The sequence below is a fragment of the Pseudomonas sp. c313 genome (genome assembly GCF_055407145.1).
In genome coordinates, this window is record NZ_JBUZRD010000002.1 from 484,103 (window position 1) to 511,022 (window position 26,920).

34 protein-coding genes and 1 pseudogene are annotated in these 26,920 nt (G+C 59.5%); 26 read left to right on the top strand and 9 right to left on the bottom strand.

The genetic code is table 11. From position 1 onward, the window contains the following. Positions 1-107: 107 nt before the first annotated feature. The 10 genes from ACZRKZ_RS06980 (at position 108) to ACZRKZ_RS07025 (ending at position 9,372) form a co-directional block, all read left to right on the top strand. Complete coding sequence (locus ACZRKZ_RS06980) at positions 108-410, top strand: DUF1883 domain-containing protein (RefSeq protein WP_133102683.1); 303 nt, start codon at positions 108-110, stop codon at positions 408-410. Positions 411-439: 29 nt separating this feature from the next. Continuing rightward, a complete protein-coding gene (locus ACZRKZ_RS06985) occupies positions 440-607 on the top strand; it encodes a hypothetical protein (RefSeq protein WP_463981167.1) in 168 nt (55 codons plus the stop codon). Positions 608-902: 295 nt separating this feature from the next. Then, entirely contained in the window at positions 903-1,568 is a 666-nt protein-coding gene (gene alkB / locus ACZRKZ_RS06990; protein WP_463981460.1) for a DNA oxidative demethylase AlkB, read from the top strand. An 87-nt stretch (positions 1,569-1,655) separates the two neighbouring features. Next, a complete protein-coding gene (ada, locus tag ACZRKZ_RS06995; protein WP_463981168.1) occupies positions 1,656-2,708 on the top strand; it encodes a bifunctional DNA-binding transcriptional regulator/O6-methylguanine-DNA methyltransferase Ada in 1,053 nt (350 codons plus the stop codon). Positions 2,709-2,880: 172 nt separating this feature from the next. Beyond that, positions 2,881-3,945: an NAD(P)H-dependent flavin oxidoreductase gene (locus tag ACZRKZ_RS07000; protein WP_463981169.1), complete on the top strand. Its 1,065-nt coding sequence runs from the start codon at positions 2,881-2,883 to the stop codon at positions 3,943-3,945. 137 nt (positions 3,946-4,082) lie between these two features. Beyond that, complete coding sequence (gene modA, locus ACZRKZ_RS07005) at positions 4,083-4,850, top strand: molybdate ABC transporter substrate-binding protein (RefSeq protein ID WP_463981170.1); 768 nt, start codon at positions 4,083-4,085, stop codon at positions 4,848-4,850. Next, a complete protein-coding gene (gene modB / locus ACZRKZ_RS07010; RefSeq protein ID WP_463968609.1) occupies positions 4,851-5,531 on the top strand; it encodes a molybdate ABC transporter permease subunit in 681 nt (226 codons plus the stop codon). It abuts the gene before it with no gap. Continuing rightward, entirely contained in the window at positions 5,531-6,616 is a 1,086-nt protein-coding gene (gene modC, locus ACZRKZ_RS07015) for a molybdenum ABC transporter ATP-binding protein (protein WP_463981171.1), read from the top strand. The genes modB and modC overlap by 1 nt, the downstream gene beginning before the upstream one ends. Positions 6,617-6,964: 348 nt before the next feature. Further along, positions 6,965-8,599 (top strand): ABC-F family ATP-binding cassette domain-containing protein, encoded by a 1,635-nt coding sequence (locus ACZRKZ_RS07020; protein ID WP_463981172.1) that lies wholly within the window; start codon positions 6,965-6,967, stop codon positions 8,597-8,599. Between the two features lie 68 nt (positions 8,600-8,667). After that, a complete protein-coding gene (locus ACZRKZ_RS07025) occupies positions 8,668-9,372 on the top strand; it encodes a YoaK family protein (RefSeq protein ID WP_463968613.1) in 705 nt (234 codons plus the stop codon). A gap of 150 nt (positions 9,373-9,522) precedes the next feature. Here ACZRKZ_RS07025 and ACZRKZ_RS07030 read toward each other — a convergent pair whose 3' ends face one another. Beyond that, positions 9,523-9,876 carry a hypothetical protein gene (locus ACZRKZ_RS07030; protein WP_149414467.1) on the bottom strand — a complete coding sequence of 118 codons (354 nt, stop codon included), beginning with the start codon at positions 9,874-9,876 and terminating at the stop codon, positions 9,523-9,525. A gap of 120 nt (positions 9,877-9,996) precedes the next feature. On the opposite strand from ACZRKZ_RS07030, the gene ACZRKZ_RS07035 reads away from it, so the two are divergent. Further along, positions 9,997-10,236, top strand: a complete 240-nt coding sequence (locus ACZRKZ_RS07035; RefSeq protein WP_133102694.1) for a hypothetical protein — start codon at positions 9,997-9,999, stop codon at positions 10,234-10,236. Positions 10,237-10,242: 6 nt separating this feature from the next. Here the strand turns inward: ACZRKZ_RS07035 and ACZRKZ_RS07040 are convergent, their stop codons facing one another. Next, complete coding sequence (locus ACZRKZ_RS07040) at positions 10,243-10,566, bottom strand: YbjQ family protein (RefSeq protein WP_463968614.1); 324 nt, start codon at positions 10,564-10,566, stop codon at positions 10,243-10,245. Positions 10,567-10,697: 131 nt separating this feature from the next. Between ACZRKZ_RS07040 and ACZRKZ_RS07045 the strand changes: the two genes are divergently transcribed. After that, positions 10,698-10,913: a hypothetical protein gene (locus ACZRKZ_RS07045; RefSeq protein ID WP_133102696.1), complete on the top strand. Its 216-nt coding sequence runs from the start codon at positions 10,698-10,700 to the stop codon at positions 10,911-10,913. A gap of 223 nt (positions 10,914-11,136) precedes the next feature. Here the strand turns inward: ACZRKZ_RS07045 and ACZRKZ_RS07050 are convergent, their stop codons facing one another. From ACZRKZ_RS07050 to ACZRKZ_RS07060, 3 genes are all read right to left on the bottom strand, one after another. Further along, on the bottom strand, positions 11,137-11,448 hold the full coding sequence (locus ACZRKZ_RS07050; RefSeq protein WP_133102697.1) for an AzlD domain-containing protein: 312 nt from the start codon (positions 11,446-11,448) through the stop codon (positions 11,137-11,139). After that, a complete protein-coding gene (locus tag ACZRKZ_RS07055; protein WP_463981461.1) occupies positions 11,445-12,140 on the bottom strand; it encodes an AzlC family ABC transporter permease in 696 nt (231 codons plus the stop codon). The genes ACZRKZ_RS07050 and ACZRKZ_RS07055 overlap by 4 nt, the downstream gene beginning before the upstream one ends. Before the next feature lie 98 nt (positions 12,141-12,238). After that, on the bottom strand, positions 12,239-12,454 hold the full coding sequence (locus ACZRKZ_RS07060; RefSeq protein ID WP_463968616.1) for a hypothetical protein: 216 nt from the start codon (positions 12,452-12,454) through the stop codon (positions 12,239-12,241). 177 nt (positions 12,455-12,631) lie between these two features. On the opposite strand from ACZRKZ_RS07060, the gene ACZRKZ_RS07065 reads away from it, so the two are divergent. The 8 genes from ACZRKZ_RS07065 to ACZRKZ_RS07100 all read left to right on the top strand — a co-directional run bounded on the left by ACZRKZ_RS07065 (position 12,632) and on the right by ACZRKZ_RS07100 (position 20,352). Further along, positions 12,632-12,988 (top strand): metalloregulator ArsR/SmtB family transcription factor, encoded by a 357-nt coding sequence (locus ACZRKZ_RS07065; RefSeq protein ID WP_463968617.1) that lies wholly within the window; start codon positions 12,632-12,634, stop codon positions 12,986-12,988. Positions 12,989-13,006: 18 nt separating this feature from the next. Further along, positions 13,007-14,290 carry an arsenic transporter gene (locus tag ACZRKZ_RS07070; RefSeq protein ID WP_463981173.1) on the top strand — a complete coding sequence of 428 codons (1,284 nt, stop codon included), beginning with the start codon at positions 13,007-13,009 and terminating at the stop codon, positions 14,288-14,290. Positions 14,291-14,302: 12 nt separating this feature from the next. Then, on the top strand, positions 14,303-14,773 hold the full coding sequence (locus ACZRKZ_RS07075) for an arsenate reductase ArsC (protein WP_463981174.1): 471 nt from the start codon (positions 14,303-14,305) through the stop codon (positions 14,771-14,773). A gap of 9 nt (positions 14,774-14,782) precedes the next feature. Then, entirely contained in the window at positions 14,783-15,472 is a 690-nt protein-coding gene (gene arsH / locus ACZRKZ_RS07080) for an arsenical resistance protein ArsH (RefSeq protein WP_463981462.1), read from the top strand. A 349-nt stretch (positions 15,473-15,821) separates the two neighbouring features. Further along, positions 15,822-16,118, top strand: a complete 297-nt coding sequence (locus tag ACZRKZ_RS07085) for a hypothetical protein (RefSeq protein ID WP_463968619.1) — start codon at positions 15,822-15,824, stop codon at positions 16,116-16,118. 264 nt (positions 16,119-16,382) lie between these two features. Next, positions 16,383-19,097, top strand: a complete 2,715-nt coding sequence (mgtA, locus tag ACZRKZ_RS07090; protein ID WP_463981175.1) for a magnesium-translocating P-type ATPase — start codon at positions 16,383-16,385, stop codon at positions 19,095-19,097. Positions 19,098-19,173: 76 nt separating this feature from the next. Further along, on the top strand, positions 19,174-19,521 hold the full coding sequence (locus tag ACZRKZ_RS07095; RefSeq protein ID WP_149414477.1) for a DUF2493 domain-containing protein: 348 nt from the start codon (positions 19,174-19,176) through the stop codon (positions 19,519-19,521). 24 nt (positions 19,522-19,545) lie between these two features. After that, the gene (locus ACZRKZ_RS07100; RefSeq protein ID WP_463981176.1) at positions 19,546-20,352 is read left to right on the top strand and encodes a hypothetical protein; all 807 of its coding nucleotides are present in this window, start codon (positions 19,546-19,548) and stop codon (positions 20,350-20,352) included. 30 nt (positions 20,353-20,382) lie between these two features. Here ACZRKZ_RS07100 and ACZRKZ_RS07105 read toward each other — a convergent pair whose 3' ends face one another. Continuing rightward, on the bottom strand, positions 20,383-21,123 hold the full coding sequence (locus tag ACZRKZ_RS07105; protein ID WP_463981177.1) for a tellurite resistance TerB family protein: 741 nt from the start codon (positions 21,121-21,123) through the stop codon (positions 20,383-20,385). 161 nt (positions 21,124-21,284) lie between these two features. On the opposite strand from ACZRKZ_RS07105, the gene ACZRKZ_RS07110 reads away from it, so the two are divergent. After that, on the top strand, positions 21,285-21,812 hold the full coding sequence (locus ACZRKZ_RS07110) for a DinB family protein (protein ID WP_463981178.1): 528 nt from the start codon (positions 21,285-21,287) through the stop codon (positions 21,810-21,812). Between the two features lie 2 nt (positions 21,813-21,814). Here ACZRKZ_RS07110 and ACZRKZ_RS07115 read toward each other — a convergent pair whose 3' ends face one another. Continuing rightward, on the bottom strand, positions 21,815-22,273 hold the full coding sequence (locus tag ACZRKZ_RS07115) for a GFA family protein (RefSeq protein WP_463981179.1): 459 nt from the start codon (positions 22,271-22,273) through the stop codon (positions 21,815-21,817). A gap of 226 nt (positions 22,274-22,499) precedes the next feature. Between ACZRKZ_RS07115 and ACZRKZ_RS07120 the strand changes: the two genes are divergently transcribed. After that, on the top strand, positions 22,500-22,784 hold the full coding sequence (locus ACZRKZ_RS07120; RefSeq protein ID WP_463968625.1) for a hypothetical protein: 285 nt from the start codon (positions 22,500-22,502) through the stop codon (positions 22,782-22,784). 1 nt (position 22,785) lies between these two features. Here ACZRKZ_RS07120 and ACZRKZ_RS07125 read toward each other — a convergent pair whose 3' ends face one another. Next, on the bottom strand, positions 22,786-23,421 hold the full coding sequence (locus ACZRKZ_RS07125; protein WP_463968626.1) for a LysE family translocator: 636 nt from the start codon (positions 23,419-23,421) through the stop codon (positions 22,786-22,788). Between the two features lie 133 nt (positions 23,422-23,554). After that, positions 23,555-23,746 carry a DUF2188 domain-containing protein gene (locus ACZRKZ_RS07130; RefSeq protein ID WP_149414484.1) on the bottom strand — a complete coding sequence of 64 codons (192 nt, stop codon included), beginning with the start codon at positions 23,744-23,746 and terminating at the stop codon, positions 23,555-23,557. Positions 23,747-23,884: 138 nt separating this feature from the next. On the opposite strand from ACZRKZ_RS07130, the gene ACZRKZ_RS07135 reads away from it, so the two are divergent. From ACZRKZ_RS07135 to ACZRKZ_RS07150, 4 genes and pseudogenes are all read left to right on the top strand, one after another. Then, complete coding sequence (locus ACZRKZ_RS07135; protein WP_463981180.1) at positions 23,885-24,409, top strand: N-acetyltransferase family protein; 525 nt, start codon at positions 23,885-23,887, stop codon at positions 24,407-24,409. A gap of 88 nt (positions 24,410-24,497) precedes the next feature. Further along, a complete protein-coding gene (gene yghU / locus ACZRKZ_RS07140) occupies positions 24,498-25,337 on the top strand; it encodes a glutathione-dependent disulfide-bond oxidoreductase (RefSeq protein ID WP_463981181.1) in 840 nt (279 codons plus the stop codon). A 190-nt stretch (positions 25,338-25,527) separates the two neighbouring features. Beyond that, positions 25,528-25,787: pseudogene (locus tag ACZRKZ_RS07145) on the top strand (S24 family peptidase); the annotation flags it as partial. Positions 25,788-25,796: 9 nt separating this feature from the next. Further along, on the top strand, positions 25,797-26,033 hold the full coding sequence (locus ACZRKZ_RS07150) for a hypothetical protein (RefSeq protein ID WP_463968629.1): 237 nt from the start codon (positions 25,797-25,799) through the stop codon (positions 26,031-26,033). The last annotated feature ends 887 nt before the right edge of the window (positions 26,034-26,920 follow it).

Below are 26,920 nucleotides of genomic sequence, written 5' to 3' on the forward strand. Positions count from 1 at the left end.
GAAGACGCCGACGACGACCCGATATTAAACGTGCTGGGGCTGATAAACTCCATCTTAACCTACGTATCATTCTGATTTTTCAGAAAAAGCCCTTCTGGAGACACCTCATGAAATTCATCCACCAGCGCGAGCACCTTAACGAAGGGGACATTGTCGTCATCGAATGCTCGCAGATTTGTAATATCCGTCTGATGAGCGATGCGAATTTTCGCAGTTTCAAGAACGGTGGCCGCCATACTTACCATGGCGGCGCATTCGACAAGTTTCCGGCCAAGATCACCGCACCAAGCACCGGTTTCTGGAACATCACCCTGGACACCGTCAACCGCAGGGCCATCAGCGTCACCCGCGTGCCAACCTTGTCCCACAAAATTCGCATTGTTCGCCGCACCAACTCCAAACTGAGCTGATTGCGCAACTCTTGCCGACAGGAAAGACCGTGAATCAAACCATCAAATACGTCATCAAGTACAAGCTCGACGGCCAACCGCGCTTTGAATTCGCCCAATTGGCATCCGGCAGTGTCGAAGAGGCCAAGCAAGCCTTGGCCAAGATTCACGCTGCCGACGATGTAATCAGCGATATAAAAGTCAGCAAGGCCCTGTAATTCGAGCGCAAGCATCGGAGTGCCACACACTTGGCGACTTCCTAGACTGGCAGCACTCAACCGCTGCCACAGGAATTCGCCGATGCCGTCCTCATCCACCCGCCCCCATTGCAAGACCGCTTGGCCAAGCTTGACTGGCACGCAATCGAACGCCGTCTAGATCTACAGGGCAATGCCCTGACTCCAGGACGGCTGGATGCAAGCGAATGCAACGAGCTCAGCGGCCATTACCCGCTGCCGCACAGTGGCAAGCGTCATACCTTGGGAGTGATTTTTCACGATGCGCAGTAAGCCGATTCCCGGCCCTACCGCAGACCTGTTTGCCGACGAAGCGTTGCAACAACCCGCAGGCCGCGAACAAATCGGTGAACAATCCTACGTCCTCAGGGGTTATGCCCTGCCCTGGGTCGAGCGCCTGCTGCCCGAACTCCGGGCCGTGTTGGCCCAGTCACCGTTTCGGCAAATGGTCACTCCAGGCGGCTTTACCATGTCGGCCGCTCTCAGCAGTTGTGGCGACCTGGGCTGGACCACTGACCCTACAGGCTACCGCTACACAACCATCGACCCTACTCGCCAGCAACCCTGGCCGCAGTTGCCAGCAACGCTACGCGAACTGGCGGTGATGGCAGCGGCAGACGCAGGATTCGACGGCTTTATGCCGGACGCCTGCCTGATCAACCGCTATGTGCCGGGGGCCAAGATGTCCCTGCACCAGGACAAGAACGAACGCTGCTACACGGCACCCGTGGTCTCAGTTTCTCTGGGGTTGCCTGCAGTGTTTCTGTTTGGCGGCCATGAGCGCAGTGACAAGACGCAAAAGGTTTCGCTGTTCCATGGCGACGTGGTGGTCTGGGGCGGCGTGGATCGCCTGCGCTTTCACGGGGTAATGCCAATCAACGAAGGCCTGCATGCAGTCATGGGCCCCCAACGCATCAACCTGACGTTTCGCACAGCGGGTTGAGGGCTTCGAATTTGACCGCAAGCATCGGAGTGCCACGGTTGATCACAACGACTATCCTGCCCTCTGTTTCCTGCCGAGCCGTCGCCCATGACCATTGAACAAGACCCGCGCTGGGCCGCGATTGTCGCCCGCGACCCCAAGGCTGACCTGGCGTTTGTCTACGGCGTAAAAACCACCGGTGTATATTGCCGCCCCAGCAGTGCCTCGCGCCTGCCGCGCCCGGAAAACGTCGAGTTCTTCGACACGCCACAACAAGCCGAAGCCGCCGGTTATCGCCCAAGCAAACGCGCCTCAGGGGATCAAACCCAAATTGCCCAGCGCCACGCCCAACTGGTGGCAACCGCCTGCCGACATATCGAGCAGGCCGAGAACCTCCCAAGCCTGGAAACCCTGGCCAGCCTCGCCGGCTTGAGCCCCTTCCACTTTCACCGCGTGTTCAAGACCGTCACCGGCCTGACCCCCAAGGGATACGCCAGCGCCCATCGCTCACGCAAAGTGCGAGAAGGCCTCAAGGATCGTCAGTCGGTGACCGATGCGTTGTACGACGCGGGCTTCAACTCCAACAGTCGCTTCTACGAATCAGCCGACCGGTTGCTCGGCATGAAACCCAGCGACTACAAGGCCGGCGGCACTAACAGCGATATCCGCTTCGCCGTTGGCCAATGCTCGCTGGGGGCAATTGTGGTGGCGCAGAGCAATCGAGGGGTTTGCGCAATTCTGCTCGGGGATGATCCGGACAAGCTGTTGCGCGACCTGCAGGATCAATTTCCCCGCGCGTATCTCATTGGCGCGGACCGTGACTTCGAACAACTGATTGCCCAAGTGGTGGGCTTTATCGAAGCGCCGGCGCTGGGCCTGGACTTGCCCCTGGATTTACGCGGCACTGCCTTCCAGGAACGGGTCTGGCAAGCCTTGCGAGAGATCCCTGTGGGCAGCACCGCCAGTTACGCAGAGATTGCCAAGCGTATCGGCGCACCGACCTCCTTTCGCGCCGTGGCCCAGGCCTGTGGCGCCAACAGCCTGGCGGTGGCAATTCCCTGCCATCGCGTGGTGCGCAGCGATGGCAACCTGTCAGGGTATCGTTGGGGGGTTGAGCGCAAGCGGCAGTTGCTGGAGCGGGAAAGCACGGCAGAAAGCTGATCACTCGCCCTTGAGGCACTTGGGCAGGTCAACGACTGATCCCACCCCATACAACCCCGCACGAAAGGCCGGGCTCGTCCAGTAAGTAATACAGACTGGCCTTACGCTATCTACCCCTGCTAAAAGCAACCCGTAGCCATTCCTAAGTGTTTCAACGCTGGAGAAGTAACCCATGAGCACCTGGCCAGACACCCGAATTCTCGACCTGCTTGGCATCGAACTGCCGATCATCCAGGCGCCCATGGCTGGCGCCACTGGCCCGGCCATGGTCATTGCAGCCAACAAGGCCGGCGCGCTGGGCTCGATGCCAGCCGCAGCGCTGAGCATCGAACAACTGCGTGAAGCGCTGACCGCCATTCGGCAACACAGCTCAACGCCGCTGAACGTCAACTTCTTTTGCCACAAGCCGCCCGCACCCGATGCCGAGCGCGACGCTGAGTGGAAAAACCTGCTGGAACCTTACTACCGCGAGCTGGGCGCTGACTTTGAGGCGCCGACACCCGTGTCCAACCGCGCGCCCTTCGACGATGCCGCCTGCCAAGTGGTGGAAGAATTCCGTCCAGAAGTCGTCAGTTTTCACTTTGGCCTGCCGGAAAAAGCCCTGATGGATCGAGTCAAGGCCACCGGCGCGAAAGTGCTGTCATCAGCCACCACGGTGGAAGAAGCCATCTGGCTTGAGCAGCACGGCTGCGATGCGATCATCGCCATGGGCTTTGAAGCAGGCGGTCATCGCGGGATGTTCCTTAGCGCAGACCTCAGCAGCCAGATCGGCACCATGGCCCTGGTGCCGCAGATCGTCGATGCCGTCAGCGTGCCGGTGATTGCCGCCGGCGGGATCGGTGATGCCCGGGGCATTGTTGCCGCTTTCGCCCTTGGTGCGTCGGCGGTGCAGATGGGTACAGCGTACCTGTTCACACCCGAGGCCAATGTCACGCCATCGCACCACCATGTCTTGCGTACCGCCCAGGCCAGCGAAACGGCGCTGACCAACCTGTTCACCGGGCGCCCGGCGCGCGGCATCATCAACCGAGTGATGCGCGAACTGGGGGCGATCAACCCGACGGCGCCGGCCTTCCCACTGTCCGGCGGCGCACTGATGCCGCTACGGGCCAGGGATGAAGCGGGCTTCAGTAACCTGTGGGCGGGCCAGGCGTTGCGCCTGGGTAAAGACATCTCCACCTACAACCTAACCCTGGAACTGGCCCACCAAACCTTGGAGAAGCTCGGCAGAACCTGAAATCACCCTCGCAGGGAGGTCATCAACACACTGTCCTGGGGCAACGTGGCACTGTACCGCCGATGGCTAACCGCTATATATTCCGCTACATAGCGATTAGCCCTCTGCCTATAACAAGCCGCCACAGGAGCTGCTTCATGATGATTCGCGCTTCACGCCTGGCCCCGTCCACCCTCGCAACGTTTATCGCCCTCTTTGCCTTCGGCTCGGCCCAGGCCGATGAAGTCCAGGTGGCCGTGGCCGCCAACTTCACCGCGCCAATCCAGGCAATTGCCGCCGACTTCGAAAAAGACACTGGCCACAAACTGGTCGCCGCCTACGGTGCCACCGGCCAGTTCTATGCCCAAATCAAGAACGGCGCGCCGTTTGAGGTGCTCCTCAGCGCCGACGACACCACCCCGCAAAAACTCGAAAGCGAAGGCGATACCGTTAAGGGTTCGCGCTTCACTTACGCCGTCGGTACCTTGGCGCTGTGGTCGGCCAAGGAAGGTTATGTCGATGCCAAGGGTGACGTACTGAAGAAAAATGACTACAAGCACCTGTCCATCGCCAACCCCAAAGCCGCGCCTTACGGTCTCGCCGCTACCCGGGTGCTGGCCAAGCTGGGCCTGACCGACAAGGTCAAGGACAAGCTCGTCGAAGGTCAGAACATCACCCAGGCCTATCAGTTTGTGTCCACCGGCAATGCCGAAGTGGGCTTTGTTGCCTTGTCGCAGATCTATAAAGACGGCAAAGTCAGCAGTGGCTCGGCCTGGATCGTTCCAGAAAGCATGCACGACCCGATCAAACAAGACGCGGTGATCCTCAACAAAGGCAAGGACAACCCGGCTGCCAAGGCACTGGTTGACTACCTCAAAGGGCCGAAAGCCGCTGCCGTTATTAAATCCTACGGTTACCACCTGTAAATGCCCCTATCGAGTGCCGACTTTTCCGCAATCTGGCTGACCCTGAAACTGGCGTCGCTGACCACTGCCATTCTGTTGATCATCGGCACGCCGATTGCCTTGTGGCTGTCGCGCACCCGCTCCTGGTGGCGCGGCCCCATTGGTGCAGTGGTCGCCCTGCCGCTGGTATTGCCGCCGACGGTGATTGGCTTCTACCTGCTGCTGACCATGGGCCCCAATGGCTATGTCGGCCAGTTCACCCAATGGCTGGGCCTGGGCACCTTGACCTTCAGCTTTGCTGGCCTGGTGATTGGCTCGGTAATCTACTCGATGCCTTTCGTGGTGCAGCCGTTGCAGAACGCCTTCTGCGCCATCGGCACCCGTCCGCTGGAAGTGGCCGCGACCTTGCGGGCCAATCCCTGGGACACTTTTTTCAGCGTAATCCTGCCCCTGGCCCGTCCGGGCTTTATCACCGCCTCGATTCTCGGTTTTGCCCATACCGTCGGCGAGTTCGGCGTGGTGCTGATGATCGGCGGCAATATCCCCGACAAGACCCGGGTGGTCTCAGTACAGATCTACGATCATGTCGAAGCCATGGAGTACATGCAGGCCCATTGGCTCGCCGGGGCGATGGTGGTGTTTTCTTTCCTGGTGTTGCTGGCGCTCTACTCCAGCCGTAAAACCAAAGCAGGCTGGAGTTGATGTCGATGATTGAAGTACGCCTGCAACTGAGCTATTCCGATTTTTCCCTGGATCTTGATCTGCAGTTGCCTGGCCGTGGGGTGACCGCGCTTTACGGGCATTCCGGCTCCGGTAAAACTACCTGTTTGCGTTGTATTGCCGGGCTGGAACGGGCCGAAGATGGATTTATCCAGATCAACGATGAGGTGTGGCAGGACAGCCGCAAAGGGTTATTTGTCCCGCCCCATAAACGCGCCCTCGGCTATGTATTCCAGGAAGCCAGCCTGTTCCCGCATTTGTCGGTGCTGGCCAACCTGGAGTTCGGCCTCAAACGCATCCCCCGGTCACAACGACGAGTGGACATGGCCCAGGCCACAGAACTGTTGGGCATCGGCCACCTGCTCGACCGTCATCCCCAACATTTGTCTGGCGGCGAACGCCAACGGGTCGGCATCGCCCGCGCCCTGCTCACCAGCCCGCGCCTGCTGTTGATGGACGAGCCCTTGGCGGCCCTGGACAGCAAACGCAAGAGCGAGATCCTGCCCTACCTGGAACGCTTGCATGACCAGTTGGAGATTCCGGTGTTGTACGTCAGCCACGCCCAGGATGAAGTGGCGAGGCTGGCCGATCACATTGTCCTGCTCAGCGACGGCAAGGCCCTGGCCAGCGGCCCCATCGGCGAAACCTTGGCCCGCCTCGACCTGCCGCTGGCCCTTGGCGACGATGCTGGGGTGGTGATCAACGGCACAGTCAGCGCCTATGACGGCCACTACCAGTTGCTCACCCTGCAACTGCCCGACAGCCAGTTGCAGGTACGCGTCGCCCATACGCCGCTGGACCTGGGCAAGCACCTGCGCTTTAAAGTCCAGGCCCGGGATGTCAGCCTCAGCCTGCAGCCTGAGGAACACAGCAGTATCCTCAATCGACTGCCGGTGACCGTGACCCAAGAAATCCCTGCCGATAACAGTGCCCATGTATTGGTGCGGCTCGACGCGGCAGGTACGCCGTTGCTGGCGCGCATCACCCGCTTCTCGCGGGACCAGTTGCAACTGCATCCAGGCCAGGCGTTGTGGGCGCAAATCAAGGCGGTGGCGGTGCTGGCGTAAAACGGACAACTCATAACCTGTGGCGAGCGGGGTTTTCGGATCGCCGCGTTGGAGTGCGGAGCACTCCCTGGCCGGTCTCTATGATCTATCAGAAAGACCGCAGTGATCTTACTGGGGCTGCTACGCAGCCCAGAGCGGGCAAGCCCGCTCGCCACAGGGAATCCGCTAACCATCAAACGTTGTGTAGATACCTATGCACTTGTAGGAAAAAACCCAAGTGCGTTACCCTGTTGGTCCTTTCTGATCGCAGGACGACCGCCGACGTGAACAACTAAGCCTTCCAAAATGTAATCGCAACGAGCCGCCTGGCGCGCTTGTTGGCTTGCCCCACATTTTTTGGAGGTGCTGATGACTGACGTCAACCGGCTGCCTGTACTTGTTTCTTTGCATCGCGTGGGTTTCCAGTTCGCCAATGGCGAAACCTTGCTGCAAGACCTGACCTTAACTTTCGATCACACACCCACCGGGATTGTCGGCCGTAATGGCATGGGCAAAAGCGTCCTCGCGCGATTGATTGCGGGTTTGCTCATGCCCTCTTCCGGCCTGCTTAAGTCTTCGGCCAGGCTGGCCTATGTCCCACAAACGGTTTCCCTCTTTCCCGGCCAAACCGTTGCCCAACTGACTCGCTGCGCCGACGTCCTCACGGCCCTTCAGCGCCTGGCCAAGGGTGAAGCGACGGCCGAGGACCTGGACTTGGTCGACGACCGCTGGGACCTGGCCGAGCGCCTGCGCAAGGCATTGGATGGGGCGGATTTATCCGAGGTCGACGTTGAAGACCCGGCCGAGCAACTCAGCGGCGGCCAACTGGCCAGGGTCGCGGTGATCGGCGCGCTCTTGTCCCAACCGCAGTTGCTGATTCTCGACGAACCCACCAACCATCTGGACAGCGCTGGCCGCGACTGGCTACTCAAGACCTTGAGCGACTGGCGCGCAGGCCTGATCGTGGTCAGCCATGATCGGCAGTTGCTCAATACTCTGGAGCGGATCATCGAACTGTCACCCCTGGGCACGCAGGTCTACAGCGGCAACTACGATGATTTTTGCGCGCAGCGCGAGACCGAACGGCACGCCGCCCAGGCCGCCCTCGAACATGCTCGCCTGGACCGCAGCCGCGAACGCAAACGCCTGAAAAAAGACCATGACAGCGTCCAGCGCCACGCCGCCAGCGCCCGCAAGCACGCAGAAACCGCCAATGTCGACCCGCTCACCCGGTCACGCTGGAAAGGTGCCGCCAATGAAATCGTCAGCACTGCGCGTAGTGCCCAAGTACAGCACAAGAATGAGCTCAATGAGCGCGTGCGCCAGGCTCACGCGCGGGTGGTAGACGAGACACCAACGTTACTATCCCTGCCGGGGACCACGCTGCCAAACGGGCGCCAAGTGTTATCCCTGGACCAGGCACGGTTGCCCTGGCTCGATGCCCACGCACCGACCACTTACCTGAGTTTCAACCTGATCGGCCCGATGCGCGTGGCGGTGAGCGGCCCCAATGGCTGCGGCAAATCCACCTTGCTCAAGCTGCTGGCAGGTCAATTGCAACCGCTGAGCGGCGAATACAGGGTTCATGTGCCCAGTGCCTATATCGATCAGCGGCTGGCGCTACTGGACGATACGCTCTCGATTGTCGAGCATCTGCAACGGCTCGATACGCCGCTGACAGAAGGCGAGTTGCGCACGCGCCTGGCACTGCTGCAACTGGACGCCTTGCGGGTGACGCAACCGGTGGGCAACCTCAGCGGTGGGGAGCGACTCAAGGCCGCGATGGCGGTCGCCTTGTGGCGAGAGAAGCCGGCGCAACTGCTGCTATTGGACGAGCCCACTAACCACCTGGACCTGGAATCAGTGATCGCTTTCGAACAAGCATTGCAGGATTTTACCGGGGCGATGGTTGCGGTCTCCCACGACGAAGTGTTTCTCGCTGCACTCAACCCGACCCATCGTTTGAGTTGGCACGCTGATGGCTGGCACTTTGAAGTGAGCTAGGTCATTGCAGTCTGGATCAAAGCGTCCTACGGTAGTGGCCGGATAATCTCATCAAGGAACCTAAGCCTGTGCTGCCCTCCGCCCTCAAACCTTACGCCAATGCGGCCCTTCTGCAGCGGCACAAATGGCGCGGCCGTGTCGGGATGATGCTGGTGGCCAGCCTGTCGGTGCTGGCGGGCATGACCGACGCCATCGGATTCATGGCCAGCGGCGACTTTGTCTCGTTCATGAGCGGCAACACCACGCGCCTGGCGGTGGCAATCAGTGAAGGCGACCTTGGCCTGACCGCACGCCTGACGCTGCTGGTGGCGACGTTTGTCGCGGGCAATGCCTTGGGTGTGATCCTCAGCCGGGTCAGCAAGCGTCACGCCTTGCCGCTGTTGCTGTGCATCGCCACGCTGCTGTGTGGGGCGGCGGCGTGGCCGTTTGCCGATCAACTGCCGGCCTTGCTGGCGGCGATCATCGCCATGGGCATGCTCAATGCCGCTGTGGAAGAGGTCAACGGCTTGCCGGTGGGTCTGACTTATGTGACCGGCGCGTTGTCGCGTTTCGGCCGGGGGCTGGGGCGCTGGATGCTGGGTGAGCGCAGGAACGGCTGGCGAGTGCAACTGGTTCCCTGGGCAGGCATGTTTGTGGGTGCGGTAATCGGTGCCTTGCTGCAGCAGCAGATGGGCATTCGTGCGCTGTTGGTCAGCGGTTTGCTGTCAGCTCTGCTGGGACTGGTGTCGCTGAAGATTCCCCGACGCTGGCACCTGGGATACATGCCGCGCTAAGTGCGGCTTTAAGAAACAGATGCCCACCCGACGTTGGCCTCGACTTCCTTGTACTGGTAAAGAGCCAGGGCGCCGGGCGAGCGCGGGCATATTAAGGCAATGCCCGAGGTGTGTCCGCCGGGCATTTCTGAAGAATTCTAAGGCAATGTCTTACAGACAAGTCGCCAGGGCCGCAAGGCGACGCTTGGCGGCCCAGTTGTCCTCGGCTGCGTAATAGTTGACGGTAGTGGCGTTGCCCGCGCCGCGCACGTCGACAAAGTAATCGCCACCGGTGGTGTAGACCGTGTGGCCGCCGCCTTCGGCAGGTTCCATGAACCCACCGGCATCGACGCCAAATACGGACTCATCCTGCCAGCCAAACTGGATGCATTGGGCAACCACCAGGGCGGCCTTGTCCGAAGCCAGGGTTTTGTAAGGCGCGGCAGAGCGCGCGTCTTTCATCTTTGAGCCCGCGCAACCGGCCAGTGATGCCAGTACCAAAGCGCCTATTACCACCATCCGCATGCCATTACTTCCTTGGAAAAAACGCGACTCTACCATTGGTGCGGACATAGCAGGCGACACCGAGTGATTATTGCGTCACCCTGTCGCCTACTTGTGAACCCGCTTTTATCCGGAAAACCAATGACACCCAACGCCGAACTCTACAACCCATCCACCGACTATGCCGACAAGCTGATCAGCCGCATCGGCCAAACACCTTCGTGGATTGCCAAGCGCATCGGCGTCACCGACAAGCGCATCCGCTACATCCTCGACGGCGAGCGCACGGTCAAGGGCGAAACCACCCCGATCCAGATGAGCTACACCGAGCAGTTCGCTTTGGAATGCCTGGCGGCCGAGGCCCAGGCCAACAAGAAGTAACCGGGGTTATTTCAGCTTCACTGCCGTCCCGGTAACAAACACCACCAGCATCGCCCCGCGTCCGCCGCCGGGCATGCTGATCTCAAAATCCAGACCTACCACCGCATCCGCTTGCAGGCTATGCGCCCGCTGCTTGATTTCGTCGGTGGCCTGGATGCGCGCTTCCTTCAACGCCCGCTCAAGCGTTTGCGAGCGCCCCCCGAAAAAATCCCGCATTCCGGCAAACAGATCTCGTACCACATTAATGCCTTGTACCGATTCGGCGCTGACAATGTCGAGGTACTCGACGATCTCACGCCCGGCGATGGTGTGGGTGGTGGTAACAATCATGGGGTTCTCCTGTTGAACAATGGGTGCATCACCTGCGGTCAAGGTGGCATGCACGTAAGGTATGGCATTATGATGCCGACGCTGGACCTCACTGATGAGGCCAGCGGGACACTACCTAGAAAGGAAGCCTCATGAAAGATTTCGTCATCGGCGTTAACAATACCGTTCTCTACATCGCACTGGCGTTCCTGTGGATCACAGGCCTGGTGGTGATGTTCAGCCAGAGCTTTCTGGCAGGTTTGGGCGCCTTGATAGGCGGCACCCTGATTTGGTGCATCATCTCCGGCTTCTGGTTCGTCCAGTCGGCGACTTACGACGAACTGCGCAAACTCAACGCGAAAAACTGATACAACTCTGCCGCTCGCTCGGGCGGCATTCCTGACTCTGACTCATCGACGACCATCAGCTTTTCGCCTGCATGGGCGAATGAAAGCTATCGTCAACCTGTCTTGCAGATGAAGTTTGTTTCACTGTAATGGGAGACTTCGCCCTCTATATTGGGCAGGCTCATTTTTAGAAGCCTCCCTTCTGCCCGCCCTCCCGCGGGCTTTTTTTGCCTGCGATGGGCGCTCAGAGCAACCAGCGAAACAGGTAAAACAGCGCCATGCTCAGCAACACCGTGATCAACACGCTGCGGGTCCAGAACATCAGCGCCACCGCGCACACTCCGGCCAGCAGGTAGGGATTGCCCAGGCTCAGATTAAGCTTGTGGTCGGCCAGGAAAATGATCGGGCCGCAAATGGCGGTCAGCATGCCTGGCACCGCAAAGCCGAGAAACTCCCGCGCGCCACGGTTCAGGCGCACCGGCAGACGCGGCTCGAGGAACAGGTAGCGGTTGAGGAACACGATCAGGCCCATGCCAAAAATCATCACAAAGATCATTGTTGCCCTACTCCCAGGCGTTTACAGGCATAACCCACGCTCATCCCCAACAGACCAGCCACCACCACTGCTGACTCCCACTGCCAGTAGCTCAGCAGCACCGAACACAGCAATGACACCGCCAAGCAAACCACCGTCGGCACATCACGCACCACGGGAGTGATCAAGGCAATAAAGGTGGCAGCGATGGAAAACTCCAGGCCCAGTTGATCAAGGCCAGGAATGCTTTTGCCCAGCACAATGCCGGCGAAGGTAAACAGGTTCCAGATCAGGTAGAACGTCAGCCCTACGCCCAGGGCGTACCAGCGATTGAAGGTCTGGCGGTCATATTGGCTGACCAGGGCGAAAAACTCGTCGGTCAAGAGAAAGCCCAGGCTCATGCGCCACCGGGCCTTGAGCGGCGACAAGGTTGGACGCAGGTGCATGCCGTAGAGCAGATGCTGGGAGGTCAGCAGCAAGGTGGTCAGCAAAATGGAAATCAGGCTGGCACCGCTCTTGACCATACCGATGGCCACCAACTGCGCGGCACCGGCAAACACAATGGTGGACAGGCCCTGGGCTTCCCATGGGGTGAACTGGGCATCAATCGCCGTGGAACCGGCCAGCAGCCCCCAAGGGGCACAGGCCAGGGATAAGGGCATGATCGCGATCGCGCCACGGGCAAAGGCGTAGTGAGGCAAGGCAGTAGGCATGGACAACAGGCTCATCGACAGACAGTCGACAAGCATGGCAGCGGCGGGACGGGTTGTCTTGAATGATCTTGCTCAACAGCCGGTCTGATGCGTGGGCTTCAGGCAAGCTTGACCGACACCCGCTCCACCGCATCACGCGCTTCGCGCAGTTCGTGAGCATCCTGATTGAGGCGGTGGATGGTGTTCAGCAGGCGCTGGCGCAACACTTCATCACCGAGTTTTTCCACCGCGCGCATCAGGTCAAAGGCCGCGGTTTCATTGTTGTCCGCAACAGAATCAAGAGTTTTGCGCAGGTTTCGAGTGGCACGGGTCACACTGTTTCTTCCTTAATAACCGATGGGCAGGCACTTTAGGACATTTGTGTTTCATTTTAATTTCAAGCACTTGTCATCGACTCCAGCACCGTTGACGTGGGTCAATAGAAACATCTTTTGACTTGCACATATGGATATCCGTATATTCGAATTATCGAATATGAAAAGGCCCTGTCCATGTCAGATCTCTTTTCCCCACCCAGTGTCTTCAAATGCCTGGCCGATGCCACCCGCGCACGTGTTGCGCTTCTGATCCTGCGCGAAGGCGAACTTTGCGTCTGTGAGCTGATCCATGCTCTGGACGACAGCCAGCCCAAAATCTCCCGCCATCTGGCGCAACTGCGCAGTTGCGGGCTGTTGCTGGACCGCCGCCAGGGCCAATGGATCTATTACCGCCTCAATCCAGCGTTACCCCAATGGGTGACAACGGTGCTGGAAGCCACGCTACAAGCCAATGAAGCCTGGCTGCACATGGATGCACAGCGTCTCGGCGCAATGGGCGACAGACCACAACGGGCCAGCGCCTGCTGCTGACTTCTCGGAGAGCGTTTCATGCTTGTCGCAATTGCCATTTTTATCTTCACTATCGTCCTGGTCATCTGGCAGCCCAAAGGCCTGGGCGTCGGCTGGAGCGCCACAATGGGCGCGATCCTGGCCCTCGCCTGTGGCGCTATCAGCCTGACGGATATCCCGGTGGTGTGGCACATAATCTGGAACGCCACCGGCACGTTCGTCGCGCTGATCATCATCAGCCTATTGCTGGATGAAGCCGGCTTTTTTGCCTGGGCGGCGCTGCATGTGGCCCGCTGGGGCCGTGGTCGTGGTCGTCGGCTGTTTGCCTATATGGTGCTGCTGGGCGCCCTGGTATCGGCGCTGTTCGCCAATGATGGCGCGGCGCTGATCCTCACGCCCATCGTCATGTCGATGCTCCTGGCGCTGCGCTTCTCGCCAGCGGCAACCCTGGCGTTCGTCATGGGCGCGGGCTTTATCGCCGACACCGCCAGCCTGCCGTTGGTGGTGTCGAACCTGGTGAACATCGTCTCGGCGGACTACTTCAAGATCGGCTTCAACCAATATGCCGCGGTGATGGTGCCGGTAAACCTTGTCAGCGTCGCCGCGACCCTGGCGGTGCTGTTGTGGTTCTTCCGCCGAGACATCCCCCAGGCTTACGACCCCGCCGACCTTGCCGACCCGGCAACCGCGATCCATGACCGCGCCACCTTCCTCGCCGGCTGGTGGGTGTTGGGCATTCTGTTGGTGGGCTGCTTCGCCCTGGAGCCCCTGGGCATTCCCATCAGCGCGATCTCCGCCGTCTGCGCCGTACTGCTGCTGGTGATCGCCGCCAAGGGCCACAAGATCTCCACCCGCAAGGTGTTGAAAGAAGCCCCGTGGCAAATCGTGATCTTCTCCCTGGGCATGTATCTGGTGGTCTACGGCTTGCGCAACGCCGGGCTGACCGACTACCTGGCGACCTGGCTCAACACCTTCGCCCACTACGGCATCTGGGGCGCAGCACTGGGCACCGGGCTGCTGACGGCACTGCTGTCATCGGCAATGAACAACCTGCCGACGGTGCTGATCGGTGCGCTGTCCATCGAGGCCAGTCACGCCGTCGGCGTGGTCAAGGAGGCGATGATTTACGCCAATGTGATCGGCAGCGACCTGGGCCCGAAAATCACCCCTATCGGCAGCCTCGCCACCCTGCTCTGGCTGCATATCCTTGCACGCAAAGGCATCAATATCACGTGGGGTTATTACTTCAAGGTCGGCATCGTCCTGACCCTGCCGGTGCTGTTGATCACCCTCGCCGCCCTGGCTCTACGCCTCAGTATCTAACGGAGAACCGTCATGAAAGTGCTGTTCATGTGCACCGCCAATAGCTGCCGCAGCATCCTGTCTGAAGCGCTGTTCAACCACCTGGCTCCGGAAGGTTTTCACGCCATCAGTTCCGGCAGTTTCCCCAAGGGGCAGGTGCTGCCCCGCAGCCTCAGTACCTTAGAGGCCGCAGGGATCAGCACCGAAGGCCTGTACAGCAAGGGCAACGAAGCCTTCGAAGGCAGCCCGCCGGATATCGTGATCACTGTCTGTGACAAGGCCGCTGGTGAAACCTGCCCGGTGTATTTCGGCCCGGCGATCAAGGCCCATTGGGGCCTGGAAGATCCTTCAGACCTCAACAGCGATGAAGCGCACATCAATGCGGCCTTCCACGCCACCCTGGAAACCATCGAAACCCGCTGCCGGGCCTTTTTCGCGTTGCCTTTCTCCAGCCTCAGCCCCCCTGAGCTTAAGGCCGAACTCGACCATATCGCCGTGTTGTAACTGGAGTCCATCATGAACACCCTGCCCAATCTCAACACCACGTTGTCTGGCCACCTGAACAGCGATCTCGACAACCGCCCGCGCATCCTGTTGCTGTACGGCTCCACCCGTCCACGCTCCTTCAGCCGACTGCTGGTGGAAGAAGCCGCCAGGTTGCTGCAACACCTGGGCGCCGACACACGCATCTTCAACCCTTCGGGCCTGCCCCTGCCGGACGATGCCCCCAGCGACCACCCTAAGGTCCAGGAGCTGCTGGAACTGATGCAATGGTCCGAAGGCCAGGTCTGGTGCTCGCCAGAGCGCCACGGCTCAATGTCGGCGGTGTTCAAGGCACAAATCGACTGGGTGCCCCTGGCCCTCGGCGCGGTACGCCCGACCCAGGGCAAGACACTGGCGGTGATGCAGGTGTCAGGAGGCTCACAATCTTTCAATACGGTCAACCAACTGCGGGTGCTCGGACGCTGGATGCGCATGTTCACCATCCCCAACCAGTCGTCGGTGCCCAAGGCGTTTATGGAGTTCGACGACCAGGACCGCATGAAGCCCTCGGCGCTGTATGACCGGGTGGTGGACGTGATGGAGGAGTTGGTAAAGTTCACTTTGCTACTGCGTGATCGACCAGACTTGGTGGACCGCTATTCGGAACGCAAGGAAAGCGCCGACGAACTGTCGCAACGGGTCAATCAACGGTCGATCTGACACTAGTGGTGTTATGCGGCATATGAGTGGCTTATATGTACTGCAACTTCTGCGCGGCTCTTATCTGAATGAATCCTGAACCAGCAACAAATTAATTCTTTTAATGTTGACAAGCGGTAACTGCCTAAGTAGATTGCCCGTGCCTGCAATCCGGGCCATTTTTTAAACCTCACAAAAGAAGCCAATGGACACAAACTCTAGTCACTGTCCGATCACCGTGAATTCGGCGAATCGGGCGCCAAACCCAGTTAATGACGGGACTCGCCTTTCAGGTCGGGTAAGCTGCGCTAGAGCTTGACGCTCCAACGTAACTGCCTCATCCGGCGCCAGTCCGGTCCCGAGGCATGTTATGAACTTCCAACTCCTTGTTTTGCCTGATCTACGCACGCTGGCTTCGGCCCTGCGTGCCAAGCTGTGCCGTGAGCCGGTAGGCTTTTCCCCTACCTGCAAGGCCTATGTCACCCCTTCCTCTCGTGTAAGCCCGGCCCATCCCCAGGCCCACTGGCGTATCTGCCCAACGACTGGCCAACGGGTCCAGCAATGGGATCACGCCGACCCTCAAGACCCTCAGAGTCGATATTTTTCCAGCCTGCTCGTCCAAGCGAGCCTGATGCTGAGCCTCTACGTGGGCGCTCGCGCGGCGTAAGCCGGCTGGAAACGTCAACAGTCGCGATACAGGCTGCTTTCTGATTATTCGCTAATTGATTCGCTGGAGTTCTATATGGACGAAGCCAGTAGTAGCCCGCTGCGCGTTAGTTAACTAACGACCTTATAGCGGGCCTCTAGAAAGTCACCCAACACTTTATTTAAACCGATCGCGAAGTCAGCGACTCGGCATGCTTTCGCTCGCCTGTCACCAGGTAAGTACCGGGTATGTTTTGTCGAAAAATTGGCGACAGGAGTACATCCAATGAGCGCAGTAAAAACCACACAATTGCCGAACAAAAACAACACAGGCACCGAAGCTAAACTGTCGATGCGTGCTGCCCGTGAAGCCCAAAACGGCCTCTCGACCACCCTCGCCAACGTCAAGGCGAGCAAGGACGGCCTGACCGAATTGGACGCCAGCGCTCGCCTGCAACGGGAAGGCTACAACGAGGTCGCCCATGACAAGCCACCTCACGCCTTCGTGCAGTTTCTCCAGGCACTGAACAACCCGTTCATCTATGTCCTGTTGATCTTGGCCGGCATCAGCTTCGTCACCGATTACTGGCTACCGCTGCAGGCGGGTGAAGAAGTCGACCTGACCAAGGTCATCATTATCATGACGATGGTCATGCTCAGCAGCCTGCTGCGCTTCTGGCAGGAACACCGCTCGGCAAAATCCGCCGAGGCCTTGAAGGCCATGGTCCGCACCACTGCCACCGTGCTGCGGCGTGAGCAAATCGGCGCCCAACCGACCCTGCGAGAGGTGCCGATGCGCGACCTGGTGGCCGGCGATATCGTGCAACTGTCGGCCGGCGACATGATCCCGGCGGACATCCGCCTGATTGAATCCCGTGACCTGTTTATCAGCCAGGCAGTGCTGACCGGCGAAGCCTTGCCGGTGGAAAAATACGACACCCTGGGAGATGTCACGCAAAAATCCGCCACCTCCAAGGTGGCAGACCAGAGCAACCTGCTGGACTTGCCGAACATCTGCTTCATGGGCACCAACGTGGTCAGCGGCCGAGCGCGTGCGGTGGTGGTAGCGACCGGGCCACGCACCTATTTCGGCTCGTTGGCCAAGGCGATTGTCGGCTCCAGGGCGCAGACCGCGTTTGACCGGGGAGTGAACAGCGTCAGCTGGCTGTTGATTCGCTTCATGCTGGTGATGGTGCCCATCGTGTTCTTCCTCAACGGCTTCTCCAAGGGCGACTGGGGCGATGCCTTCATGTTTGCCCTGGCCGTTGCGGTGGGCCTGACCCCGGAAATGCTGCCGATGATCGTCAGCGCCAACCTGGCCAAGGGCGCCAATGCCATGGCCAAGCGTAAAGTGGTGGTCAAGCGCCTGAATGCGATCCAGAACTTCGGTTCGATGGACGTGCTGTGCACCGACAAGACCGGCACCCTGACCCAGGACAAAATCATCCTCGAGCACCACGTCAACGCCAGCGGCCAGCGTGATGATTCGGTGCTGTCCCTGGCCTGGCTCAACAGCCATCACCAAAGCGGCATGAAGAATCTGATGGACCAGGCGGTGCTGCAATTCTCGGAGCACAATCCCAAATTCCAGGTACCGCTTGCCTACAGCAAGGTCGACGAACTGCCCTTCGACTTCGTCCGCCGACGCCTGTCCATCGTGGTCAAGGACAGCCACGACGATCACCTGTTGGTGTGCAAGGGCGCTGTCGAGGAGATGCTGAGCATTTCTACCCATGTGATGGAAGGTGACGTTGCTGTCGTCCTGGATGACCGCCGCCGCAAAGAGTTGCTGGCCATCGCCAACGACTACAACGAGGATGGTTTCCGGGTACTTGTAGTCGCGACCCGCAACATCCCCAAGGCCCTGGCGCGCAACCAATACACCACCACCGATGAACGCAACCTGGTGATGCGTGGCTTCCTGACGTTCCTCGATCCACCGAAAGAAACCGCCGGCCCGGCCATCGCCGCGCTACGGGAAATCGGCGTGGCGGTGAAAGTGCTTACCGGCGACAACCCCGTAGTCACTCGCACCATCTGCCGCCAGGTCGGGCTGGAACCGGGCGAACCGCTGCTGGGCGTGGAAATCGAGGCCATGGATGACGCCACTCTCAAGCTGCGGGTCGAGGAGCATACGATTTTCGCCAAACTGACCCCGCTGCAGAAATCCCGGGTGCTCAAGGCCTTGCAGTCCAACGGCCACACTGTGGGCTTTCTCGGCGACGGCATCAACGATGCACCAGCGCTGCGCGATGCCGACGTCGGTATCTCGGTGGACAGCGGCACCGACATTGCCAAGGAATCAGCCGACATCATCCTTCTGGAAAAGAGTCTGATGGTGCTGGAAGAAGGCGTGCTCACGGGCCGTGAGACCTTCGGCAATATCATGAAGTACCTGAACATGACGGCCAGCTCCAACTTCGGCAACGTGTTCTCGGTGCTGGTGGCCAGTGCGTTCATTCCGTTCATGCCGATGCTGGCGATCCACTTGCTGCTGCAAAACCTGATGTACGACATCTCCCAGTTGGCCCTGCCCTGGGACAAGATGGACAAGGAATACCTGGCCAAACCACGCAAGTGGGATGCGAAAAACATCGGGCGCTTCATGATCTGGATCGGGCCGACCTCGTCGATCTTCGACATCACCACCTTTGCCCTGATGTGGTACGTGTTCTCGGCCAACAGCGTGGAAATGCAGACGCTGTTCCAGTCCGGCTGGTTTATCGAAGGGCTGCTGTCGCAAACCCTCGTGGTGCACATGTTGCGCACCCGCAAAATCCCGTTCTTCCAAAGCACCGCCGCCTGGCCGGTGATCATGATGACCTGCATCGTCATCGCGCTAGGGATCTATGTGCCGTTCTCACCCCTGGGCACCCTGGTGGGCTTGGAGCCGTTGCCGCTGTCGTACTTCCCATGGCTGGTGGGCACCTTGCTCAGCTACTGCTGCGTGGCGCAACTGATGAAGACGATCTACATCCGCCGCTTCAAGCAGTGGTACTGATCAAAACCTGCCCTGGACGCGGTGGTTATCCCTGGATGACCACCGCCTGCGCAGGCTCTACACAAGGAACATCACCATGCGCGTCTTGATCTGTGCAGGTCGTCATTACGCCGATACAAAAATGTCCCGACAAGTGCTGGACGCCTATCACCGCCTGCACCCTGTGCACGTGTTGATCCACGGAGGCAGCCAGTATCTGGGCAGCGAAGTGGAAGACTGGGCTCGGGAAACGAGCGTCGATGTGGTGCGTTATCCGCCTAACTGGCAACGGCACGGCAAGCAGGCAGAACGCCATCGCAACCAGTTCATGCTGGCGGACAGCCGGCCCGATGTCGTCATCGCCCTGCCCGGTGGCGAAGACACGTCTGAGCTGGTCAGTCGAGCCAAGGACTGCGGCATTCATGTGCTGACCGTTGAAAACTGAGTTACCTATCTGGAGCATGAACCCATGCACAAAAATACGCCGCTGCGCCCTGATGGCTTTGCCAAATACCGAACCCGGCAACGCCAACAAGCCAACGCCACCTTCCAGCACCTGCCGCCCTCCCGACAACGGGCCTTGCGGCGCAACCTGATTTTTGTCGGCACGACCCTGGGCAGCCTTCTGGTGCTGAGCCTGTTCGCCAAGGCCTTCGCCGCCAGCGGTGCCTATAAGGTCGACGATGGCGCGATCAATGCCCCCGGCGAATGCAACGTTGACGGCTGGTTTACCCGCCAGCGCCATGATTCATCGACTCACAACGCAACCCTGTCCGCTGCCTGCACGTCCGGTGCGGTGCCGTGGCTGCAATGGGGCGCGGCCGTCGACGATAGCAATACGCAAACCCAGGTCAGCCCGCAGCTCAAGGCGCAGCTGTGGTCACGGCAAGAGCTGGGCATTGAGGTCGCGTTGTCCGCTGCGGCGCATTTTGCCGTGGACCGCCGACATTCCTTCGACGGTGCTGACTTGAGCCTCCCGCTTACCTGGCAACCGCTGGACGCCTTGCGACTGAACGTCAATGCCGGCTGGGCCCACGCCTATGATGACGGTGAGCAGAATCATCGCCTGACCTGGGGCACAGGGTTTGAATACAGCCTGGCAGACTCGCTGACCCTGATCGGCGAACGTTATGGCCAGCAGCGCGGCGAACAGGCCTGGCAAGCCGGGCCCCGAGTGCATATCGGGAGGGATGTCGATGTGGACCTGGTGGTTGGGCGCAGCCTGACTGGGGATCGGGACCAGTGGCTGACGACGGGGGCTACGGTGCGGTTTTGAAACCGTACGCCCTCGCCGCCCCACACATCGTTAAACCTGTCCCTTGGCCTGCTGCTCCAGGTGCACCTGCAAAGCGGGGTCAATCTGCAGTTGGCTCGCCAGTTCGTCCAGGTAGCTGCGCTCCTCGTCCTGCTGATCGTCCACCAGCAAGACACTGGCCAGGTAAACCTCGGCAGCCACGGCAGGGTTCTGGGCAAACTCGGCAAAATCTGCCGCATCCAATGGCCGGGCGACCTCAGCATCCAGCCATTGCTGCAATTGCGGGTCATCGGTATGGCGACCGACTTCGGCTAAAATCCTCTGTTTCTCCTGATCATCGATCCGGCCGTCGGCCTTGGCCGCCGCGATCAGGGCCCGCAGGACCGCGTGACTGTGCTCCTCGACCTGGGACTCTGACAGTTGATCAACGGTCTGCAACGCCTGCTGCGGCGCAGACGCCTGCTGCCGTTGCCAGGCCTGATACGCCTGAAAAGCCATCATCCCCAGCGAGGCCAGGGCCGTATAGTTGGTGCCGCCGGAGCGCCCCTGAGTCGCACCGCCAGCCCGTGCGCCACCGAGCATTCCACCCAGGCCGCCAAGCAAATCCCCCAGGCCGCCGCCCGACGCGGCACCGCCAGAACCGGAACCGCTTCCACGCAGCAAACCGCCGAGCAAACCACCCAACCCGCCGAGGCCGCCAACACCGCCCTGGGGTGCCGCCGAACTGCCCTGCTGGGCCATCGAGGCTTGGCCTGCTCGCAACAGCTGTTCCAGTAGATTGCCGGTGTTCATGGTGATGCCCTCCTTCGGGCTATATTCCAGACAAGCAACAATAGCCCGCCTTGGACATAATGCCATGACCGCCCGGCAGGCCCTGTTCTGTATCGCCCATCACCTCGGCCGCCTTATCATGGCCTCGCCACATTCAGCGCACGCCACCCAGGAAAACCTGCATGAATCGCACCCAACATGTTGCCCTGATGGCGACCTATAACCAGTGGATGAACCGCAAGGTCTACGAGGCGGCCAGCCGCCTGAGCGACGACGATATTCTGGCTGACCGAGGTGCCTTCTTCGGCTCCATCTTCGGCACGCTGAACCACTTGGCGCTGGGGGATACCGTCTGGCTCAAGCGCTTTGCCCTGCACCCGGCCGACTACACCGCCCTGGCGCCGCTGAACACACTGGATGTCCCGCAACGACTGGATCAGGTGACCTTTGCCAATATCCGCGAACTGTCGGCCCATCGCGCCTGGCTCGACGGGATCATTATCGATTGGGCGAACGCCATCAGCGAACCAGATCTGGACCAGCACCTGCACTACCGCAACATGGCGGGCATTACGGCCGAAAAGAATTTCTACAGCCTGATCAGCCACTTCTTCAACCACCAAACCCATCACCGAGGCCAGGTAAGCACCCTGCTCTCACAAGCCGGCCAGGACATCGGCGATACCGACCTGGTAGGCCTCGTCGATTAGGATCAGGCTGCACAATGCTCTGCGTAGGCCTGTAGCAGGCGAGGAAACTCATCAGGCTCGGGAAGCTGCGCAAAGCTTCGGACCGCAGGGGTGGACGCCCACGGCAACTTCTCGCTGGTCCAGGTTTCCATGAAAGGCACATAGCCGCTGGCGTCATCCAGCATGGTCGCTCGCAGGTTGATCAAGTCATCTATCCCCTGGGGACGGGTGAATAACCAGCTCATGCAGTGCGGGCAGAAATAGTGGCGGGCTTCGCCATGGAGTCCACCGATCACGGGCTCGCCCTGGGTGAGCACAAAACCGTCAGCAGGAACGAGGGCGCTCAGGGAGAACGCGCTGGAGGACATTTTCTGGCAGCCGGTGCAATGGCAAGCCATGGTAATAATCGGCTTCAAGCTGACGGTAAAGCGTACCTGCCCGCAGCGACAGCCGCCTTCCCAAGAGATCGTATCGACGCTCATCACGCATTCCTTTTTATGATTCGGGTTGCGCGCAGGATAGCGTCTACGTCGGGGCCTTGAACAGGTCGCCGGAAGTCCGCGCCAGGCACATTTTGGGTCAGCAGCGAACGTCACGCCGCGCCAGCGGTCGAAAAAACAAGAGTGCAGTGTTTATCAATGCCGCGCCCTGACCGCGTGCATCAACAGATTGCAGATGCCGCGTACCCTCAAAGAAGGAGACGCTTTCATGGTCACTCACTTCAAGGTCGCCGGGCATTTGGCTTGCGGCCATCACGGTAACAACCTCACGTCCAGCATCGAGCTGAACCGGGTTAAATGCCGCACCTGCCGCAACACCGAAGCCTACAAGGAAGCCCGCCGCATCCAACGCAACGCCGCTCGCCGTGTCGCGCGCAAATCCAGGGCCAACCCGGCCGCAAATGACTGGCGCAGCGCATGGACACAACGCTTGACGGATCTGCCAGGGCTACAACGCCTGCCGCGGGGTTTCCGCGGGCAGCCATTCGTGTAGATCATGGCGCAGGGGCACGACGATAGGCTGCCAGCAACACGCCCATCGTCATCAACAAGCCACCGGCGCCCCGATTGAAACGCTGCAAGTGCGCGGGCCGCAAGCGACTCAACAGGCGCGCCCCGCACACGGCATAAAATGTCATGGTGCTAACGTTCAGCACACACAGCACCAGCAATAGGCAGGCGTACTGCGGCAATTGGGGCTGAGCGCTGTCGACAAACTGCGGCAGGAAGGCCGACATGAACAACAGGGCCTTGGGATTGGAAATCGCCACCAGGAAACTGCGGGTGAAAATGATTGCCGAGCGAGCGCCCGGCTCATCGCCCTCGCCCACCACCGGCAACGCCGATTGCGGGGCGCGCAGCATCTGCCAGCCCAGCCAGATCAGATACGCCGACCCCATCCATTTCAGCGCTTGAAACAACCCTTCGCTGGCCGCCAGCAGCAGCCCCAGCCCACACGCCACCGCCGTGACCAGCAGCGCATCTGCAAGCACCGCGCCCGCCATGCCCCAGATTGCCGCCCTCAAACCATGGCGCGACCCGTTCTGCAGCGCCAACAACACCGTCGGGCCAGGAATCGCGATAATTGCCGCGCTCATCATGACGAAGACAAACAACGTAGCCAGGGACATCGGGTTTTCCTATCAAAAAGGAGCTAACAGTGCGCGAATGATCCGCCAAAAATCTTCTCGTCGCCTAGTCCCGGATCAACTCGCACAAAAAAGCCCCGGGAGTGCCGAGGCTGATGATGGGTTTTACGGTGGTTCAATCGTTGCCTGACGCAGGCCTTGGACGCGCCTTGTACCCCGGCAGCGCCGCCGCATAAGCCAGCGCCTGCTCACGGGAGCCAAAGGACGCCAAACGGTCATCCCTGGTACACACCCGCCAGGGGCCACTATTGACCCGGACGATTTCATAGCCGTTAAGATGCATCTTGTTCAACATTGGAGCGCTCATAGTCACCTCCCTCAATCCAGAGATAATCCAGGCGTTGCCTGAACGACCATACACCTGGGGGAGGTGTATGCAGCCTACCGAACGTCGCACCGGTTAACTTTTCTTAACGTCGCGCAGCTCACTCATGGAGATAGCAAGATGATCAGGATTAAAGAAGCGACTATCAACGATATTCCCCTACTGCGTGATATCGGCATCCAGACCTATACAGAGCACTTCTCGACGATTTGGAGTCCGGCGGGCATGCAGACGTTTCTGGACAAAGACTTCGCCATTCAGGGCCTGCGACAAACCCTTGGGTCACCTGACCGGCATGGCTGGTTTCTGGCCTTCGACGAACACGACAGCGTCGTAGGTTTTGCCAAAGTGAACTGGGCCAAGGCGATGCCTGGCAGCGACGAGACCGGCGCCGAACTGCAAAAAATCTATTTTGTTCAATCCCAAGCCGGCAAGGGCTACGGCAAGCACCTTCTGCAGTTCATTTGGCAGCTTGCGCAAAACCGTCAGGAGCGACTGCTGTGGCTTGAAGTGCTCAAGACCAATATCAGCGCCCAGCGTTTCTATGAGCGCCGGGGCTTTGAGGTCCGGGCAGAGATACCTTTCAGTACCGACATCGCCGCGATCCCGATGGTGCTCATGGCTTGCTGCCTCGCCCCGGCCTGAGCTGCCATCACTGGCGAATACAATCACGCCATCATCGGCGCGCGCAGAGCGTTGTGATCACAGCGCCTGAACCAGGAGATTTCACCCTATGAGCAAAACACCTTACGTGCCCCCCAAGGTCTGGCAGCACGACGTGCCGTCGGGAGGCCAGTTTGCCAACATCAATCGGCCAACGGCGGGAGCAACCCACGAAAAAGCACTGCCCATCGGCAAGCACCCGTTGCAGCTCTATTCCTTGGGCACCCCCAATGGCGCGAAGGTAACGATATTGCTTGAGGAGTTGCTGTTACTGGGGCATGTCGACGCCGAGTACGACGCGTGGCTCATACGCATCAACGAAGGGGACCAGTTCTCCAGTGGCTTCGTCGAGATCAACCCCAACTCGAAAATCCCGGCGCTGCTGGACCGTAGCGTGGAACCTGCGATTCGGGTATTTGAATCCGGCTCAATCCTGCTTTACCTGGCGGAAAAATTCGGCCAATTCCTGCCCGCTGATCCAGTCGGGCGCACGCAAACGCTGAACTGGCTTTTCTGGCAAATGGGCGCAGCGCCCTACCTGGGCGGCGGGTTCGGGCATTTCTATGCCTACGCACCGGAGAAGCTCGAATATCCGATCAATCGGTTCACCATGGAGACGAAACGCCAGTTGGATGTTCTCGACCGGCGTCTCAGCGAGAGTCCATACATTGCCGGCGACAGCTACACCATCGCCGACATAGCAATCTGGCCTTGGTACGGCCTGCTGGTACGGGGTGGTCTGTATGGGGCCGGCGAATTTCTTTGCGTGGATCAATACACCCATGTGCAACGTTGGGCCGAGGAGATCGCCAATCGACCGGCCGTCATCCGTGGACAGCGAGTCAACCGGACCTGGGGCGAGGAAGCGAGCCAGGTAGCGGAACGACATCAAGCCAGCGATCTGGATTGAACGACGGTTAATCACTGCTGCCGCAGAGCTTGAACACCCTGCATCACTGCGGGTGAAGCACTGCGGCTGGCATATTCATAGGAGCGATCTGTGTGGTTCTTCATACAGAAATATCACCTATGGCATTTTTAAAAGTAAATGCCATTGGCACTTGTAGCTGTATTACCTATGGGAATACGATTCGACGCCGCCAGCCGACTATGTCGAGGTGATCAGAGGCATAACGGTCCACCTTGATTGGCTGAAAATGCAGGGGCTGTCGTACTTAAAAATTGAGAACCTCGCGATCATTGTAGGTGATGGCGACAGCATGAGCGCATGACCGGCGGCTCATTGCGAATGATCTCAGACAACCCCGTATATCCAGCGACCTTGATCGAAGGCGACTTGCTTGAGCGGGTGCATATCCACGCTCGAGTATTGCTGGTCTGGAACACTCGAAAACTGTAGGAGTCCCCTATGCCCCTCACCAAAAAAAACCAAGACCTGCGCCGCGAACTCAAAGAGATAGGGTTTAGCCTTGAGCGATCTGCAAGCGAAGTGCTCAACCTCACCAAGGGTTGCCAGGGGGATGAGGTGATAGCCGCCCTGAAGCTGATTGCGAAACTCTACGAGGATGCAGATCGGCTTGCGACGTTTGCGGATGAGGTCAAGGTCGGACGTATAACAAGGACCAAGGTTGAATTGCCTGACTGAGTGGTGAGGCATGGAGCGCGTCGCCTGGCACTCGTGGGCCGTTCTGCCGCGCCTGTAGTTTGCGCAGAAGCTGAAGGCGAGATCAGAGCAGGCATTAACCCGCCCTGAAGGGCAAACCAGAAGGGTCAGTTGTCTCTATCGTCACGGTCCCTACCGCGATTGCGATTGCGATCATCCCGCTGATCATTGTCACGACGATCGTATCCACGGTCATTCCCGCGATCATCATTCCCGCGGTCGTATCCACGATCCTGATTATGGCCTCGATCGTACCTTTCTCCGTCGTCATGGTGATGCCCGCAGCCGCCAAGCAGAATAAAGCTTGATACCGCCAAGAAAATCATTACTGCACGCTTCATTTGTCATCCTTAAAGCAAGGGTCACAGCCAATACAATGGTTGTCACTGCCCGAGAATTTGATTCGGAGAGCGCTCACCCTAAGTAAGACCATGAATCGGCTCAATGATTCGTATGTGAAATACAGCAAGCCACAAGGCTAAAAAGCCAAATCCAAAGCCAGAATGAAGACCGTCCCCTTCCCCCGCATCTAGAGGCCCTTCGCCCGGCCTCGGATGCACTGGCGGCCCAGGTCGCCAAGTACCTGGCCCGTGGCGGCCATATCGAAGAAGCGGCGCCCATCGGCTATAAGCCCAAACCGATCACCTAAAGCAGTATCGCGCTTCGGTGGGTCGAGGTTAGAAGCTCATCTATTCCGAAGACATCGATTTCCTAGAGCGACTCGGCAAGCTATCAGATTGCTCTTGAGTGGCGCGATTCAACAAAGAAACGCTGTAATCGTAGGTCGATATCAACGGCGATGGCCCCTCCCTCCGAGCCATCTCAAGCCATTGCCTTGTTTGTTCAACGTCAAAGAATTCGCTCTTGAA